The sequence below is a fragment of the Pseudocitrobacter cyperus genome (assembly GCF_039889165.1).
In the GTDB taxonomy this organism is placed as follows: Bacteria; Pseudomonadota; Gammaproteobacteria; order Enterobacterales; family Enterobacteriaceae; genus Pseudocitrobacter; species Pseudocitrobacter cyperus.
Genome location: NZ_JAYMYY010000004.1, coordinates 100,447 through 114,765, shown reverse-complemented (window position 1 = coordinate 114,765; position 14,319 = coordinate 100,447). Strand labels below are relative to the sequence as shown.

The 14,319-nt window shown below is 56.4% G+C and carries 13 protein-coding genes; 4 read left to right on the top strand and 9 right to left on the bottom strand.

Translation table 11 applies throughout. The annotated features are described in order from the left end of the window. Positions 1-107 precede the first annotated feature (107 nt). The 3 genes from glpA to glpC are packed head-to-tail and all read left to right on the top strand — an operon-like array spanning position 108 to position 4,166. Complete coding sequence (gene glpA, locus VSR74_RS14460) at positions 108-1,730, top strand: anaerobic glycerol-3-phosphate dehydrogenase subunit A (RefSeq protein WP_347795353.1); 1,623 nt, start codon at positions 108-110, stop codon at positions 1,728-1,730. Next, positions 1,720-2,979: a glycerol-3-phosphate dehydrogenase subunit GlpB gene (gene glpB, locus VSR74_RS14455; RefSeq protein WP_347795352.1), complete on the top strand. Its 1,260-nt coding sequence runs from the start codon at positions 1,720-1,722 to the stop codon at positions 2,977-2,979. Before glpA ends, glpB begins: the two co-directional genes overlap by 11 nt. Further along, on the top strand, positions 2,976-4,166 hold the full coding sequence (gene glpC / locus VSR74_RS14450) for an anaerobic glycerol-3-phosphate dehydrogenase subunit GlpC (protein ID WP_347795351.1): 1,191 nt from the start codon (positions 2,976-2,978) through the stop codon (positions 4,164-4,166). Before glpB ends, glpC begins: the two co-directional genes overlap by 4 nt. A gap of 79 nt (positions 4,167-4,245) precedes the next feature. On the opposite strand, the gene yfaU is transcribed toward glpC, so the two are convergent. The 6 genes from yfaU to VSR74_RS14420 all read right to left on the bottom strand — a co-directional run bounded on the left by yfaU (position 4,246) and on the right by VSR74_RS14420 (position 10,457). Beyond that, on the bottom strand, positions 4,246-5,049 hold the full coding sequence (gene yfaU, locus VSR74_RS14445) for a 2-keto-3-deoxy-L-rhamnonate aldolase (RefSeq protein WP_347795350.1): 804 nt from the start codon (positions 5,047-5,049) through the stop codon (positions 4,246-4,248). A gap of 25 nt (positions 5,050-5,074) precedes the next feature. Continuing rightward, positions 5,075-6,364, bottom strand: coding sequence for an MFS transporter (locus tag VSR74_RS14440; protein WP_347795349.1), 1,290 nt, complete (start codon positions 6,362-6,364; stop codon positions 5,075-5,077). Between the two features lie 56 nt (positions 6,365-6,420). Next, the gene (gene rhmD, locus VSR74_RS14435) at positions 6,421-7,626 is read right to left on the bottom strand and encodes an L-rhamnonate dehydratase (protein WP_347795348.1); all 1,206 of its coding nucleotides are present in this window, start codon (positions 7,624-7,626) and stop codon (positions 6,421-6,423) included. Between the two features lie 14 nt (positions 7,627-7,640). Continuing rightward, positions 7,641-8,423 carry an IclR family transcriptional regulator gene (locus VSR74_RS14430; RefSeq protein ID WP_347795347.1) on the bottom strand — a complete coding sequence of 261 codons (783 nt, stop codon included), beginning with the start codon at positions 8,421-8,423 and terminating at the stop codon, positions 7,641-7,643. Between the two features lie 200 nt (positions 8,424-8,623). Further along, on the bottom strand, positions 8,624-9,820 hold the full coding sequence (locus VSR74_RS14425; protein WP_347795346.1) for a nicotinamide mononucleotide deamidase-related protein YfaY: 1,197 nt from the start codon (positions 9,818-9,820) through the stop codon (positions 8,624-8,626). Between the two features lie 94 nt (positions 9,821-9,914). Next, complete coding sequence (locus VSR74_RS14420; protein WP_347795345.1) at positions 9,915-10,457, bottom strand: YfaZ family outer membrane protein; 543 nt, start codon at positions 10,455-10,457, stop codon at positions 9,915-9,917. 255 nt (positions 10,458-10,712) lie between these two features. Between VSR74_RS14420 and nudI the strand changes: the two genes are divergently transcribed. Then, a complete protein-coding gene (gene nudI / locus VSR74_RS14415) occupies positions 10,713-11,138 on the top strand; it encodes a nucleoside triphosphatase NudI (protein WP_347795344.1) in 426 nt (141 codons plus the stop codon). On the opposite strand, the gene menE is transcribed toward nudI, so the two are convergent. The 3 genes from menE to menB are packed head-to-tail and all read right to left on the bottom strand — an operon-like array spanning position 11,130 to position 14,310. Beyond that, positions 11,130-12,491 (bottom strand): o-succinylbenzoate--CoA ligase, encoded by a 1,362-nt coding sequence (gene menE, locus VSR74_RS14410; protein WP_347795343.1) that lies wholly within the window; start codon positions 12,489-12,491, stop codon positions 11,130-11,132. The two genes, nudI and menE, sit on opposite strands and share 9 nt — an antisense overlap. Further along, a complete protein-coding gene (gene menC / locus VSR74_RS14405; RefSeq protein WP_347795342.1) occupies positions 12,488-13,453 on the bottom strand; it encodes an o-succinylbenzoate synthase in 966 nt (321 codons plus the stop codon). Before menC ends, menE begins: the two co-directional genes overlap by 4 nt. Then, positions 13,453-14,310: a 1,4-dihydroxy-2-naphthoyl-CoA synthase gene (menB, locus tag VSR74_RS14400; protein WP_108473603.1), complete on the bottom strand. Its 858-nt coding sequence runs from the start codon at positions 14,308-14,310 to the stop codon at positions 13,453-13,455. The genes menC and menB overlap by 1 nt, the downstream gene beginning before the upstream one ends. Between the last annotated feature and the right edge of the window lie 9 nt (positions 14,311-14,319).

The following is a 14,319-nucleotide window of genomic DNA, read 5'->3' as shown; positions in this document are numbered from 1 at the left end:
TGCGCGAAAACGAAAATATAAAAGTTCGAATGTGCGCAATATCAAACAAATTCCCCGTAAAATATGGCCTACTGGTGACAAGGATATTGCAATGGAAGGACTGAAGTATGCATCAATCAGCGGAGTACGATGCCATTATTATCGGCGGCGGCGCCACCGGCGCGGGGATTGCCCGCGACTGCGCCCTGCGGGGGCTTAGCGTAGTCCTGGTCGAACGCCACGACATCGCCACCGGCGCAACCGGGCGTAATCATGGCCTGCTGCACAGCGGCGCGCGCTATGCCGTTACCGACAGCGAATCGGCTCGCGAATGCATCAATGAAAACCGTATTCTGAAACATATCGCCCGCCACTGTATCGAGCCCACCGGCGGGCTGTTTATCACCCTGCCGGAAGATAGCCTCGATTTTCAATCCACCTTTTTACAGGCTTGCGCAAACGCGGGAATCGACGCGCAGGCTATCGACCCACAGGAAGCACGCCGCCTTGAACCGGGCGTAAACCCGGCGCTAATCGGCGCGGTAAAAGTGCCGGACGGTACCGTTGATCCCTTCCGCCTCACGGCGGCAAACATGCTGGATGCCCGCGAACATGGCGCGGCGATTCTCACCGGTCATGAAGTCACCGGGCTTATTCGCGACGGGGCAAACGTGCGCGGTGTCCGCCTGCGCGACCATCAAACCCAGGAAACACGCGAGCTACGCGCCCAGGTGGTCGTGAACGCCGCCGGGATCTGGGGGCAGCGTATCGCCGAATATGCAGACCTGGCTATCCGCATGTTTCCGGCGAAAGGCTCGCTGTTAATCCTCGATCACCGCATCAATCAACACGTGATAAACCGCTGTCGCAAGCCTGCTGACGCCGACATTCTGGTGCCCGGCGATACAATCTCGCTGATTGGAACCACCTCTATGCACATTAATTATGACGAGATTGACGACAATCGCGTCACCGCGCAGGAAGTGGATACGCTGATTCGCGAAGGCGAAAAACTCTCCCCCGCTATGGGCCGCACACGCATACTCCGCGCGTACTCCGGCGTGCGCCCACTGGTTGCCTGTGACGATGACCCAACCGGGCGGAACGTCAGCCGCGGCATCGTGCTGTTCGATCACGCACAGCGTGATGGTATGGAAGGCTTCATCACCATCACCGGCGGCAAACTAATGACCTACCGCTTAATGGCCGAGTGGGCGACCGATGCAGTCTGCCGCAAATTAGGTCACACCCAACCCTGTACAACCGCTACCACCCCATTACCGGGTTCACGCGAAAGCCAGGAAAAAACCATCCAGCGCATTATCTCGCTCCCCGCGCCACTGCGCGGTTCCGTGGTCTATCGCCATGGCGATCGGACACCAGACTGGATCGGCGATAACCGCCTGTATCGCAGCCTGGTATGCGAGTGCGAGGCCGTTACGGCGGGCGAAGTGCAATACGCCGTCGAGAATCTTAACGTCCGCAATCTGCTGGATCTGCGCCGCCGCACCCGCGTCGGAATGGGAACCTGCCAGGGCGAATTGTGCGCCTGCCGCGCGGCAGCCCTGCTGCCACGCTTCCATGCCGCCAGCGCCAGCCAGTCGCTAACGCAACTCTCTGACTTCCTCAACGAACGCTGGAAAGGTGTGCAACCGATCGCCTGGGGCGATGCGCTGCGCGAAAGCGAACTTACCCGCTGGGTTTACCAGGGGCTGTGCGGGCTACAGAAGGAGCATCAGAATGAAGTTTGATACCGTCATTATCGGTGGCGGCCTGGCCGGGTTGCTGTGTGGGCTACGGTTACAGTCGCAGGGGATGCGCTGCGCCATCGTCAGCCGGGGGCAAAGCGCGCTGAATTTCTCTTCAGGCTCACTGGATCTTCTCAGCATGCTACCCGATGGACAGCGTGTGGATGACGTTAGTCACGGCCTGCGGGCGCTGAGCACCCAGGCTCCTGAACATCCGTATAACAAAGTCGGCTGCGAAAACGTGCTCTCTTACGCCCGTGAAGCTGAAACTTTACTCGCCGACTGTGGCCTCACTTTTCAGGGCGAAGCCGGGAAGATACATCAGCGCGTCACGCCGTTAGGGTTATTACGTAGCGCATGGCTCAGCCCCGTTGAGACGCCACTATTCCCGCCCACAACCAGCAAAGTACGTCTTGTGGGGATCACCGGTTTTCTCGATTTTCAGGCGCCTCTGGCCGCAGAATCATTACGTAAAAGTGGTCTGCAGGTCGACGCGGCTGAAATCGACCTGCCGCAATTAGATGTGCTGCGCGAAAATGCCAGCGAATTTCGCGCGGCGAACATTGCCCGCCTGCTCGATCAACCGGAACAGTGGCAGCCGTTATATGACGCGCTCGCCCCACTGGCGCAGGGTTACGATGCGCTCTGGCTTCCGGCCTGTTTTGGCGCCAGTGATAGCCAGCTTTACACCTGGCTCTCATCGAAGCTCACCTGCGCGTTGCACCTGCTTCCAACACTTCCGCCCTCCGTGCCGGGAATGCGGATTCAGACGCAGCTTCAGCGACGCTTCATCCGAGCGGGCGGCATCTGGATGCCGGGTGATGAAGTGCAAAAAGTCACGCTGGAAAACCAGCGTGCTACCGCAGTCTGGACACGCAATCATGCGGATATTCCCCTGCGCGCACGTTTTGTCGTGCTGGCGAGCGGCAGTTTCTTCAGTAACGGGCTGGTCTCCAGCCGTGAAGAAATCCGCGAGCCGGTGTTGAATCTGGATGTTATGCAGGCAGCCACGCGCGAGCAGTGGTATCGCCCGGATATCTTCGATCCTCAGCCCTGGCAGCAGTTTGGCGTTGCCACCGATGCCACATTACGCCCGGCAATCGCCGGTCAACGGCTGGAGAATCTGTTTGTCATTGGTTCGGTTCTGGGTGGCTGTGACGCCATTGCTCAGGGCTGCGGTGGCGGCGTATGTGCGGTAACGGCTCTGCATGCCGCTCGCCAAATCGCCCTGCTGACGGGAGGTGAAGCATGAGTAGCGGCCAGTTTGAGAATTGTATTAAGTGTACCGCCTGTACCACTGCCTGCCCTATAAGCCGGGTGAATCCACGCTATCCGGGGCCAAAACAGGCAGGGCCGGATGGTGAGCGGCTACGTTTGAAAGACGGCGCGCTCTATGACGAGGCGTTGAAGTACTGTATCAACTGCAAACGCTGTGAAGTGGCGTGCCCGTCGGATGTCAAAATTGGCGATATTATCCAGCGCGCCCGCGCGCGCTACGACGTAACCACGCCATCGCTGCGCAACCGTATTCTCAGCCATACCGACCTGATGGGACAGATATCGACGCCCTTTGCGCCGCTGGTGAATGCCGCGACCGGACTCAAACCCGTGCGTCGTTTGCTGGATAGCGCGCTGAAAATCGATCATCGTCGCACGCTGCCAAAATACTCATTCGGCACTTTTCGTCGCTGGTACCGCGGCATTGCCCAACAGCAGGCGCAGTATGACGAGCAGGTGGCGTTTTTCCACGGCTGTTACGTCAACTATAACCATCCCCAATTAGGCAAGGATCTCATTAAGGTATTAAATGCGCTGGGTACAGGCGTTCAGTTGTTGAACAAAGAGAAGTGCTGCGGTGTGCCGCTTATCGCCAACGGTTTTACCGACAAAGCCCGCAAACAGGCGCAGGCCAACGTCGCGTCTCTGCGTGAAGCCATTGATGGGAAATCGCTGCCGGTTATCGCCACCTCATCCACCTGCACCTTTACGCTGCGCGATGAATATCCGCATCTGCTTAATGTCGATAACGGCGGCCTGCGCGAGCATATCGACCTAGCCACCCGCTGGCTGTGGCGAAAACTCGATGAAGGGAAAACGCTGCCGCTTAAACCGTTGCCGCTGAAGGTGGTGTATCACACGCCGTGTCATATGGAAAAAATGGGCTGGACGCTCTACACCCTTGAACTGCTGCGGCAAATTCCCGGGCTGGAGCTAAAGGTACTCGATTCCCAGTGCTGCGGCATTGCGGGCACCTATGGCTTTAAGTCAGAGAATTACCCCACCTCGCAGGCCGTCGGCGCGCCGCTGTTCCGCCAGATTGAGGAGAGCGGCGCAGATATCGTGGTGACCGATTGCGAAACCTGTAAATGGCAAATCGAGATGTCGACCAGCAAGCGCTGCGAGCATCCGATTACGCTGCTGGCACAGGCACTGGACTAGACCGAATCAGATAACGCAATGTTTACCAGGCCAGGATAATCATGCCAGCCCGGCTAACATTGCGTCATCCGGTCGTTTCTCAATAACTACTTTTGCGTGTTTGCGCTAACGGAACAGGCTTAAACATCGCCAGCCTGTTGTCCAGCGCTTCCGTGTACAGCATCGTATCGACGCCGACGGCAACAAAGTTGGCTCCCCACGCCAGACACTTCTGCGCCATTTGCGGGTCGACCGAGAGAAATCCCGCCGCTTTTCCAGCGGCACGAATACGATGAATACTCTCCTCAATAATTCTCTGCACTTCCGGATGACCGGTATTATCGGGATATCCCAGTGATGCAGAGAGATCGGCCGGGCCAATAAAGACCCCGTCTATTCCCTCCACTTCCAGAATCGCATCCAGATTATCCAGTGCCGTTTTACTCTCAACCTGAACCAACAAGCAAAGCGATTCATTCGCCTGTGCCATGTAATTCTCAATGCGCCCCCAACGCGCAGCACGCGCGACACTGGCCCCCACCCCACGCTCTCCTACTGGCGGATAGCGAGTTGCGGCAACCACCTGTCGGGCCTGCTCTGCGGTATCGACCATCGGAATTAATAGCGTCTGTGCACCGATATCCAGCACTTGTTTAATCAACGCCTTACTGCCTTCAACCGGACGAATAACCGGCTGGCTGGCATAAGGTGCGATAGCCTGCAACTGGTGATAAAGATCCTGCACCGTATTCGGCGCGTGTTCGCCATCAATTAACAGCCAATCATAACCCGACGTTGCCGCAATCTCTGCCATATAGGAGGTGGTTGAGCTCAGCCACAGACCAATCTGCACCTCCCCTTTACGTAATCCTTCCTTGAAAGGGTTTGCTAACAATGCGTTCATAACGATCCTTACAACGTAGATAAGATTAATGATGCGCTGCGCCCGATTGCGTAACAGGGCGGTTCACGCTCAACGTGAAGATGATCAAGGAGCCAATGATTGCCACACCGGCCAGGGTAAGCAGGCCCGCCGCATCGCTGGCAAACAGCGTTTCCGCTTTGACGCGCAGAATGGGCGCAATAAATCCTCCGACGGCACCAAACAGGTTAACGAAACCAATCCCTGCGGCCAGCGCAGTCCCGGAGAGCAACTGAGTCGGCATCGTCCAGAACACGGGCTGGACGGCGATAAACCCTACCGCAGCCACACATAAGGCGAGGATCGCCAGAACCGGAGAAACCAGGCCGGACAGCCCAATCCCCATTCCCGCAGCCAGCAGCGTCAGTGCGGCAACGTTACGGCGCTCACCGGTACGGTCGGAATAGCGCGGGATGAGCCAGGTTCCAAACAGCGCAGCCACCCAAGGGATCGCCGTCACCACAGATGCTGTAAAGCCAACTTTGGTACCTAGCAGCGCAGCAACCTGAGTCGGCAGGAAGAAAATCAGGCCATACACTGCCACCTGAATCGTCAGGTAGATAATCGCCAGTTGCCAGACACGCCCGTTGCGCAGGGCATCCGAAAGCTTAGAGGTGACTTTTGTCTCCTCTTCACTGGCCAGTTGACTCAGGAGCGCCGTTTTTTCAGCACTATTGAGGAATCGCGCCTGCTGCGGGGTATCATCCAGCCAGAAGAAAGTGAAAATACCCGCCCCTACCGCCAGTAAACCTTCGATCACGAACATCCAGAACCAGCCGGGATGCCCCATAAAGCCGTGCATCTCCAGCAACGCACCCGAAAGCGGCGACCCCAGCGTCAGCGCCAGCGGTGCGCCCATGTAAAACAGCCCCATAATGCTGGCGCGGTTTCGCTGCGGGAACCACTGCGATGTCAGATAAATCATCCCCGGGAAAAAACCGGCTTCAGCCGCCCCCAGCAGAGTACGAATGATCAGGAATTTCGCTTCGCTGTCGGCCCACGCCATCGCAGCAGAGAGAAAACCCCACAGCAATGTAGTCGTACCAATCCAGCTTCTGGCACCGAATTTACGCATCAGCAGGTTAGCCGGTACGCCCAGGAAAGCATAAACCACGAAGAATATACCGGCCCCCAGCGCATAGGCTTCATTGCTCAGTCCGGTATCAATCTGATAAGTCTCTTTCGCAAAACCTATGTTCGAGCGGTCAAGAAACGCCAGCACATACAGCGCTAACATAAACGGTATTAAACGCGCGCGGTTTTTCTTCACCACGCTATCAAGCAAAGTGGTACTCATAGCAAGATCCTCAAAGAAATGAGGGCGTTGCCGAGGCTTCAGCAACGCACAGATAATTAGTGGCTATAAGGGCGTTTCAAATTGCAGTCCCGATTAAGCTCGACACCAAATCCGGGTTTATCGAGCACCGATTTATGGATGCGACCGTTTACCGGTACTGGTTCATCCAGCAGAATGGGATCAAACTGCGGACGCAACGTTGAACAATCCGGGCTGGTCATCAGAAACTCACTGAACGGCGTGTTGGTAAAGGTGATGACGGCATGGTGCGAGTAGACTGAAGAGCCGTGCGGCACCACCAGTTGGCCACGCGATTTGGCGATAGCGGCAATTTCAACCAGCGTGGTCAGCCCACCACACCAGCCAACATCCGGCTGCATAATATCAATGCCGGTTTCCGACAACGTGCGGAAGGATTGCAAAGTACCGTGGTGCTCACCGCTGGTCACCATCATTCCCGCTGGCGCGTTACGCTTCAGTTCGCGATATCCTTCATATTGCTGTGGCGGCAAACACTCTTCAATCCACTTCAGGTTGTACGGCGCGCAGGCATGGGCCAGCTTCGTCGCATAGTTCACATCCTGGCTCATCCAGCAATCAAGCATCAGCCAGAAGTCCGGGCCGCATTTCTCGCGCATATCAGCCACCATTGCGGCATCTTTGCGCACGCCCGCATCACCGTCGTGCGGCCCCCAGTGCGTCGGCATTTTTCCGCCGATAAAGCCCAGCTCTTTAGCCAGATCCGGGCGAGCGCCGGTGGCATAGAACTTAATTTCATCACGAACTGCGCCACCCAGCAGTTTGTAGACCGGTAATCCTACGACTTTGCCGAACAGATCCCACAGCGCCAGATCCACGCAGGAAATGGTGTTCATCACCAGGCCGCCCGAACCGGAGTAGTACATCGTCGCGCCAAGCATCTGATCGTGAATGAGTTTGATGTCGCTGACGCATTTACCTTCAATAAACCGATTAAGATGTTTTTCGACGATAAAGCAGCCCATCTCTCCTGCCGTAGAAACCGCGAATCCGGTCTGTCCGTTTTCGGCCTCCACTTCGACAATCAGTGTGCCTAACACATTGATACCAAACGACTGACGAGACTGTTCATATTCACGATATTTACTCATCGGCGTGGCGATATGATCGTCAATCCAGTGATTCGCGCCCTGATCGTGATAATCACCGCCGCCAGAGCCTTTTTCTGCTGTAGCGCCACCGATAAACCAGGCTCGGACATGTTTAATTTTTGGTAGGGTCATGATGTTCTCCATTGTTATGATGCGTGTGAGTCAAAAGGACTTTTCCATCCCAACAGGCGTGAAATATCTTTGGCGCAGGCAATGGCTTTCCCGGCCAGATAGTCACGGTTCTCTTCGTTGATTTGTAATCGGGTACCGACCACTGAAATAGCTGCAGTCAGTGCATTACTGGCATTAAAAACGGGGGCTGCCACACAGCGGACATCGCGATAATCTTCGCCATTATCAAAGCTCCATCCACGCTGACGGATACGTTCCAGTTCATCATTCAACTGCTGCGGCGTGGTAATGGTTGTCGGGGTTGCCTGCTCCCACACCAGTTGCTCAATCACGGCCTGACGCACGCTGGCAGGCTGCCATGCCAGCAGGCATTTACCGATACCGGAGCGGTAAAGAGAGAGGCTTTTCCCTTCGTGCGAGCGCACGCTGATAGTGGACGTGGATTCTACTTTCAGAATGTAATAGGCGCTTTCATGGTCGATTATCCCTAAATGACAGAGCAACCCGGTTTCATCCATAAGTTGTGTCAGGCGTGGACGGGCTAGTTCACGCAAATCCATCTTGCTTAGCGCATGCCCTGAAAGCTCCACCAGTTTGGTCCACAGGCAATAGTTCTCCTGGTGGTCAAGGCTGATGAAGCGCTGGCGCTTCAGTTCGTTCAGCAACAAGTAGGCTGTACTTTTGGGAATACGCAACGTTTCGATAATCGTTGCGGCGCTGCATGGCCCGATGCGTGCAATGAGATTGAGAATGTCGATAGCACGAGTGAGCGCAGGGACTTTGCTTAATTCCAACATACTGGACTCCAGTCTTAGATACTGGAATCAGTGTGTTCGGTCGAAGAAACAGAAATTGTGAATCTCGTCAAATACCGAGGGTGTTCCAGAGGAATGGAGAAATTAGGTTTGGAAATGTGAGGTAAAGCACGGATTTTTTTACACGGAGTACAACAGGCTGGACAATAACAGGGAGAGCCGACTCCTCTCCCTGGGGAGGTTTACACTTTCAGCGTTTCCACCACTTCAATCCAGCCGTGCTCGCTGGCAACATCTTTACCGTTTAGCCAGCGGCGCAGCATGTTCATCGCCATCATGGCACAGACCTGCTGACGCACAACCAGACTGTGACGCGTGGTGTTAAACTTCACGCGCAGCGCCCAGGTGCTTTCGGCAGTGGAAAGCGCGAAATTGAGATGCTCGTTTTCGAGCCCCGTTACGGACAGCGCCACCCCCGCAAAGTGATTTTCACGGCGTTCAGCGGCCCAGCGGGCAGTTTGCGCCAGCGTCTCTTCCTGCGACGGAATCACCTCACTGGCCAGCAACGGCGCACCCGCGCGTTGCAGCTCCAGCGCCAGCAGCCCGCCAGTAAACTGTTCACTCAGCGTCAGGCTGAGCTGCTTATCCTGCAATGCGCGGGCAAGCTGTTTCGGCAAGCCTTCGGTGCCTTCAAAAATCAGGCTATCGCCCGCGACCTTTTTCACTTCCGGCCACAGGGCTTCCATTGCCTGACGTTCACTCGCCGGGCCAGTCAGCTTGAGTTCGATAATCGGCATTGAGGAGCGATAGCCCATCGATACGCCCGCGGGCAGCGCCAGGTGATCGAGACTTTGCGCAAGGTCGCTTTCCGAACGGCCAAACGTGGTGAGACGCAGACATAGCGGCGGCTCAGGAATGTCAAAACGTGCACGCAGGCGTGGCAAAATTTCCTGCTGAACCATCACTTTAAATTCAGACGGTACGCCAGGGGTGAAGAAAATCAGGCAACGGTTGAGCTTAATGGCAAAACCGCAGGCCGTCCCCACCGGGTTATCAATAAACTCGGCACTGGCTGGAATTTCCGCCTGCTTGCGGTTGCTCGGCGCCATCACGCGGCCACGCTCTTTGAAGAATTTCTCCATCTGCGCCAGCCACGGTTCATGCAGTACCAGTGATTCGCCTTTCGCCGTTGCCGCCGCAAGCGCACTTAAATCGTCGCTGGTTGGCCCAAGGCCACCGTTAACAATTAATACGTCGGCCTGCAGGCTGCGTTCACGCAGTACCGCCACTAAATCGTCCAGTTTATCGCCTACTGTGTTACGCCGGGAAAGCGGCAACCCTTGTTCAAATAAGTAATCTGCAAGCCAGGCAGCATTGGTATCGACTATCTGCCCGTATAAAACTTCATCGCCCGTAGACAGCATCTCTACGTTTATCATCGCTTTCTCCAGTAAAAGAGGACGATTTACTATAGCGCAAGGCGAGGAATAAAAACGAGAAAACTGGCGCGGCAGAACGCCGCGCCGGAAAGAATCAGAAACTGGCGCTTACACCGACGTATGGGCCGTCCGCCACTGCGCTGTCCCGATTGCCATCTTTGCCCGCAAGGTTGATATAACGATAACCTGCCTCGACGCTGAGTGGACGCAACAGCATAAAGCGACCGCCAGCATTGGCTTCTTCATAATCCTGTACGCCACTGGAAAGTGAGTCAGGGGAGTAGTAGTACTCGCCGAATAACTGGAGGCGGTCACCAATTTTCCACTGTAACCCCCCGCCCACCGCCGCCGCGTAACCATCATCGCCGTAGTTCGGGCTCAGATAAACGCCCTTTCCTCCGACCGTTGCCAGAAACGGCCCCAGAGGCACATTCAGCCCAAGACCAAGACCCGCAATGTCGCCGTGGTCATCGTTATGCGCCCAGTTGCCACTTAACGCCAGCCCGGTGGTTTCAGTGCCAAAACCAACGCCGATGTTGGTATATTCTTCACCCGCCTGACCACTGATGCTAATAGCATTTGCCGCTGCCGGAAGCAGCAGCGCGCCCATCAGCCCAAATAGTATGCTCTTTTTCATTTCTGTCCTTTCGCGCAACCACACAATGAATACCCAAAAAACAGCCGAATTGTACTGCCGAATATCGCCAAATCCATGAACTAAAAGGGCGATTACTGTTCAAATTGTAACTAATTACGACACGAAAGTATCACTAAAGATTAGGGAATGCGGAGCTTAATACGATCTTTTCTCTCGTTCCGGAGAAACCTCGCAAATTACTGACGATTATCACCGTACAATAGGATTAACTCAGTTTCATATAAGGATTTACTTATGCGTCAAAGAACGATTGTATGCCCGCTCATTCAAAATGATGGCGCCTGGTTACTGTGCAAAATGGCAGACGATCGTGGCGTCTTCCCGGGCCAGTGGGCGCTTTCGGGTGGCGGAGTCGAGCCCGGCGAGAAGATTGAAGAGGCATTGCGTCGCGAAATTCGCGAAGAACTGGGGGAAGAACTGATATTAAGCCACATTACACCGTGGACTTTTAGCGACGACGTGCGCACCAAAACCTACGCCGATGGCCATCAGGAAGAGATTTATATGATTTACCTGATTTTCGACTGCATCAGCGCCAACCGTGAGATTGTACTGAACGATGAGTTTCAGGACTACGCGTGGGTGAAACCGGAAGATCTTGCGAGCTACGATCTGAACGTCGCCACCCGCAAGACATTGACGCTGAAAGGGCTACTTTAATTTTTGCGCAACCCACTCTCGCAACTGATGGCGAGAGACCTTAATCCCACTATTTTTCATCGTTTCCGGTAACCGCAGCCAGTGACACGGTTGCTGGAAGCCCGCCAGTTGATCTTTCGCCCAACCCGCCAGTACAGAAAGATCGATATCGCTTTCGCAATCCACGACAGCGACCGGGCGTTGTCCAAACTCAGGATCGTCCAGAGGAACGATAAACACCTGTGAAACCGCAGGATGCGCCACAATGACCCGCTCCACGGCTTCAGGTTGGATACCTTCCCCACCGCTAAAGAAGAGATTATCCATGCGCCCGACGATATAGAGCTTACCGTCGCGTATTTCGCCGCGGTCGCGGGTGGCAAACCAACCTTCGGCATTCACCAGCGACACCAGCGCGCCATCCCGCCAGTAGCCCGAGGCCATACTTTGCGCGCGCAGCCAGACTTCCCCCTTCACCAGTTTGAGCTCACGCCCGGCAAGCGGCGTCCCCACATCATCACCGCCGTTGGCTTCACGCGCGCAAACCGTCGAGGCAAATTCGGTGAGTCCGTAGCCGCAGAAGGTACGGATACCCATCGCGCTTGCCTGTTTGGTCAGGTCGGCAGGAATGGCCGCGCCGCCCAACAGCACGGCTTTCAGCGACAGTGGCTGTTCATCATTCAACAAGCGCCAGAGCTGAGTCGGCACGAGTGAAGCATGCGTACATCCGTGTAGCGCCTGGGCGAGGGGTCGCTCGCTCACCGCCATCTGTGCGCCCGAATAGAGCCAGCGCCAGAAAATCCCTTGCCCGGAGACATGGAACAGCGGCAACGACAAAAGCCAGCATTCATCCGGAGCAAACGGAATCAAACTTAACACGCCCTGCGCGCTGGCAAGATGCGCCGCGCAGGTGTGCACCGCCGCCTTTGGCAGCCCCGTGGAGCCCGAGGTGAGAGTCATCGAGGCCAGGCGTTCAGGCCGCCAGCCAACATCGTGATAACCCGAGGATTCCCGCAGCGTGAGGCGTGGCAGTGAATCGGCAATCTCACTGGTTTCCAGGTTGAGCACGTGACGCAGGGTTAACCCCGGCAGTAAGGCGTTAATCAGCGTGGCGGGCAGACGCGGGTTAAGCGGTAAAACACGCGCCCCGCACTGTAACAATGCCAGCCAGGCCAGCACCGTTTCCCCCCGGTTGCGCGCGCATAGCGCTACGCCGTCACCATCGCGTACACCCTGCGCCTGAAAACCGGCTGCCAGCGCGTCGATTCGCTCACACAACTGCGTCCAGTGAAGCGTCTCGTTGTCGAGGTGCAGCGCAGACGCAACACCCCGCAGCTCACGCCAGTAACGCCAGGGCCAGGTTGAAAAAGTCACAGCAACGGCTCCAGCGACAGCATATCCAGGCACGGCAGCGGGTTATCCGGCCAGCGGCGAATCAACTGCGCCTGCATCAGATTGAGGGTATCCAGCCCCGGTATCGTCTCAGGCGTCAGCCAGGCAGCGATACGCGCCAGTTGCGTTAGCCCAAGGCTCGATTCAATCGAAGAGCTAATGACCGCCGTCATGCCCAGCGCATGCGCGGCAGCAACCTGCGACTGCACTTTTTGCAGGCTGCCGGTGAGGGTCGGTTTGATGACCACAGCACGCACGCCGGGCTCGGCTTCAAATCGGAAATCAGCGTCGCGCAGGCTCTCATCCCAGGCGATAGCAATGCCCGTTTCCACGGCAAACGCGCGCGAATCATCGCGTGTTTTGCACGGCTCTTCGAGAAACGCGATGCGATCGCGGAATGCCGGGTTGACGTATTTGGCAAACTGCTGCGCTTTTAGCGGCGTCCACGCCCGATTGGCATCGAGACGCAGGTGCAGGTCAGGGATCGCTTCCAGCAGCAGGTTAACCACCATGCCGTCGCGCACAGCTTCATAAAGCCCCACCTTCACTTTTGCCACTTTTTCACCGGGCATGTCAGCCAGCGCCAGCACCAGTTCATCCGGGTCGCCGGTGCACAGCGGGGCGGCGCGATAATCTGCCGTTATCGGCAGCGTATCGTCCAGTTCCGCCAGCGCACAGCTAATGCCAAACGCCGCAGAAGGCAGTTCCGGCAACGGGGCATCTTCACCCTGTCGCCAGCGTTGCGCCCAGTCCAGTAAGGCAGATTGCGCCTCGTCCAGCGTTTCACGGCTGAAGCCCGGCAGCGGAGAAATTTCTCCCCACCCTTCGCGCTCGCCGTCACGCAGCCAGACGAACAATCCGTCGCGGGTTTTCAGTCGCCGTTCGCGCAGTACCACGCCCGCGTCCATTGGTACCTGCCAGCGGTAAACCTGCGCGTGTCGCATTACGGGTTCCGTTTAAATTTGCTGAAATCAGGCTGGCGTTTCTGGTTAAACGCGTTGCGCCCTTCCTGACCTTCTTCGGTCATGTAGAACAGCATCGTGGCGTTACCCGCCAGTTCCTGCAGCCCCGCCTGACCATCACAGTCGGCGTTCAGCGCCGCTTTCAGGCAACGCAGCGCCATCGGGCTGTTTTGCAGCATTTCGCGACACCAGCGAATGGTCTCTTTTTCGAGGTCAGCCAGCGGCACGACGGTGTTAACCAGGCCCATATCCAGCGCTTCCTGAGCATTGTACTGACGGCACAGGAACCAGATTTCACGCGCTTTTTTCTGCCCGACAATACGCGCCATGTAGGATGCGCCCCAGCCGCCGTCGAAGGAGCCCACTTTCGGGCCCGTCTGGCCGAAGATGGCGTTTTCTGCCGCGATAGTCAGGTCGCACATCATATGCAGTACGTGACCGCCGCCGATGGAATAACCGGCCACCATCGCCACCACTGGTTTCGGGCAGGTGCGGATCTGGCGCTGGAAATCGAGTACGTTCAGATGGTGCGTGCCTGCATCATCCTGGTATCCGCCGTAGTCGCCGCGCACTTTCTGATCGCCACCGGAACAGAAGGCTTTGTCGCCTTCGCCAGTCAGGACAATCACCCCGATGTTGTCGTCATAGCGCGCATCCGCCAGCGCCTGAATCATCTCTTTAACGGTCAGCGGACGGAAGGCGTTACGCACCTGCGGACGGTTGATGGTGATTTTGGCAATGCCGTCAGCGGATTTCTGGTAACGAATGTCGGTGTAGCCTTCAGAACAGTCTTGCCATTCAATCGGCGCGTAAAGCATAGCTTCATCAGGATAGATCATAGTGTGTCC

What these genes read in the sequence shown, in the direction of transcription:
- glpA (WP_347795353.1), top strand. Translation starts at nt 108, where the DNA reads ATGCATCAATCAGCGGAGTACGATGCCATTATTATCGGCGGCGGCGCC.
- glpB (WP_347795352.1), top strand. Translation starts at nt 1,720, where the DNA reads ATGAAGTTTGATACCGTCATTATCGGTGGCGGCCTGGCCGGGTTGCTG.
- glpC (WP_347795351.1), top strand. Translation starts at nt 2,976, where the DNA reads ATGAGTAGCGGCCAGTTTGAGAATTGTATTAAGTGTACCGCCTGTACC.
- yfaU (WP_347795350.1), bottom strand. Translation starts at nt 5,049, where the DNA reads ATGAACGCATTGTTAGCAAACCCTTTCAAGGAAGGATTACGTAAAGGG.
- VSR74_RS14440 (WP_347795349.1), bottom strand. Translation starts at nt 6,364, where the DNA reads ATGAGTACCACTTTGCTTGATAGCGTGGTGAAGAAAAACCGCGCGCGT.
- rhmD (WP_347795348.1), bottom strand. Translation starts at nt 7,626, where the DNA reads ATGACCCTACCAAAAATTAAACATGTCCGAGCCTGGTTTATCGGTGGC.
- VSR74_RS14430 (WP_347795347.1), bottom strand. Translation starts at nt 8,423, where the DNA reads ATGTTGGAATTAAGCAAAGTCCCTGCGCTCACTCGTGCTATCGACATT.
- VSR74_RS14425 (WP_347795346.1), bottom strand. Translation starts at nt 9,820, where the DNA reads ATGATAAACGTAGAGATGCTGTCTACGGGCGATGAAGTTTTATACGGG.
- VSR74_RS14420 (WP_347795345.1), bottom strand. Translation starts at nt 10,457, where the DNA reads ATGAAAAAGAGCATACTATTTGGGCTGATGGGCGCGCTGCTGCTTCCG.
- nudI (WP_347795344.1), top strand. Translation starts at nt 10,713, where the DNA reads ATGCGTCAAAGAACGATTGTATGCCCGCTCATTCAAAATGATGGCGCC.
- menC (WP_347795342.1), bottom strand. Translation starts at nt 13,453, where the DNA reads ATGCGACACGCGCAGGTTTACCGCTGGCAGGTACCAATGGACGCGGGC.
- menB (WP_108473603.1), bottom strand. Translation starts at nt 14,310, where the DNA reads ATGATCTATCCTGATGAAGCTATGCTTTACGCGCCGATTGAATGGCAA.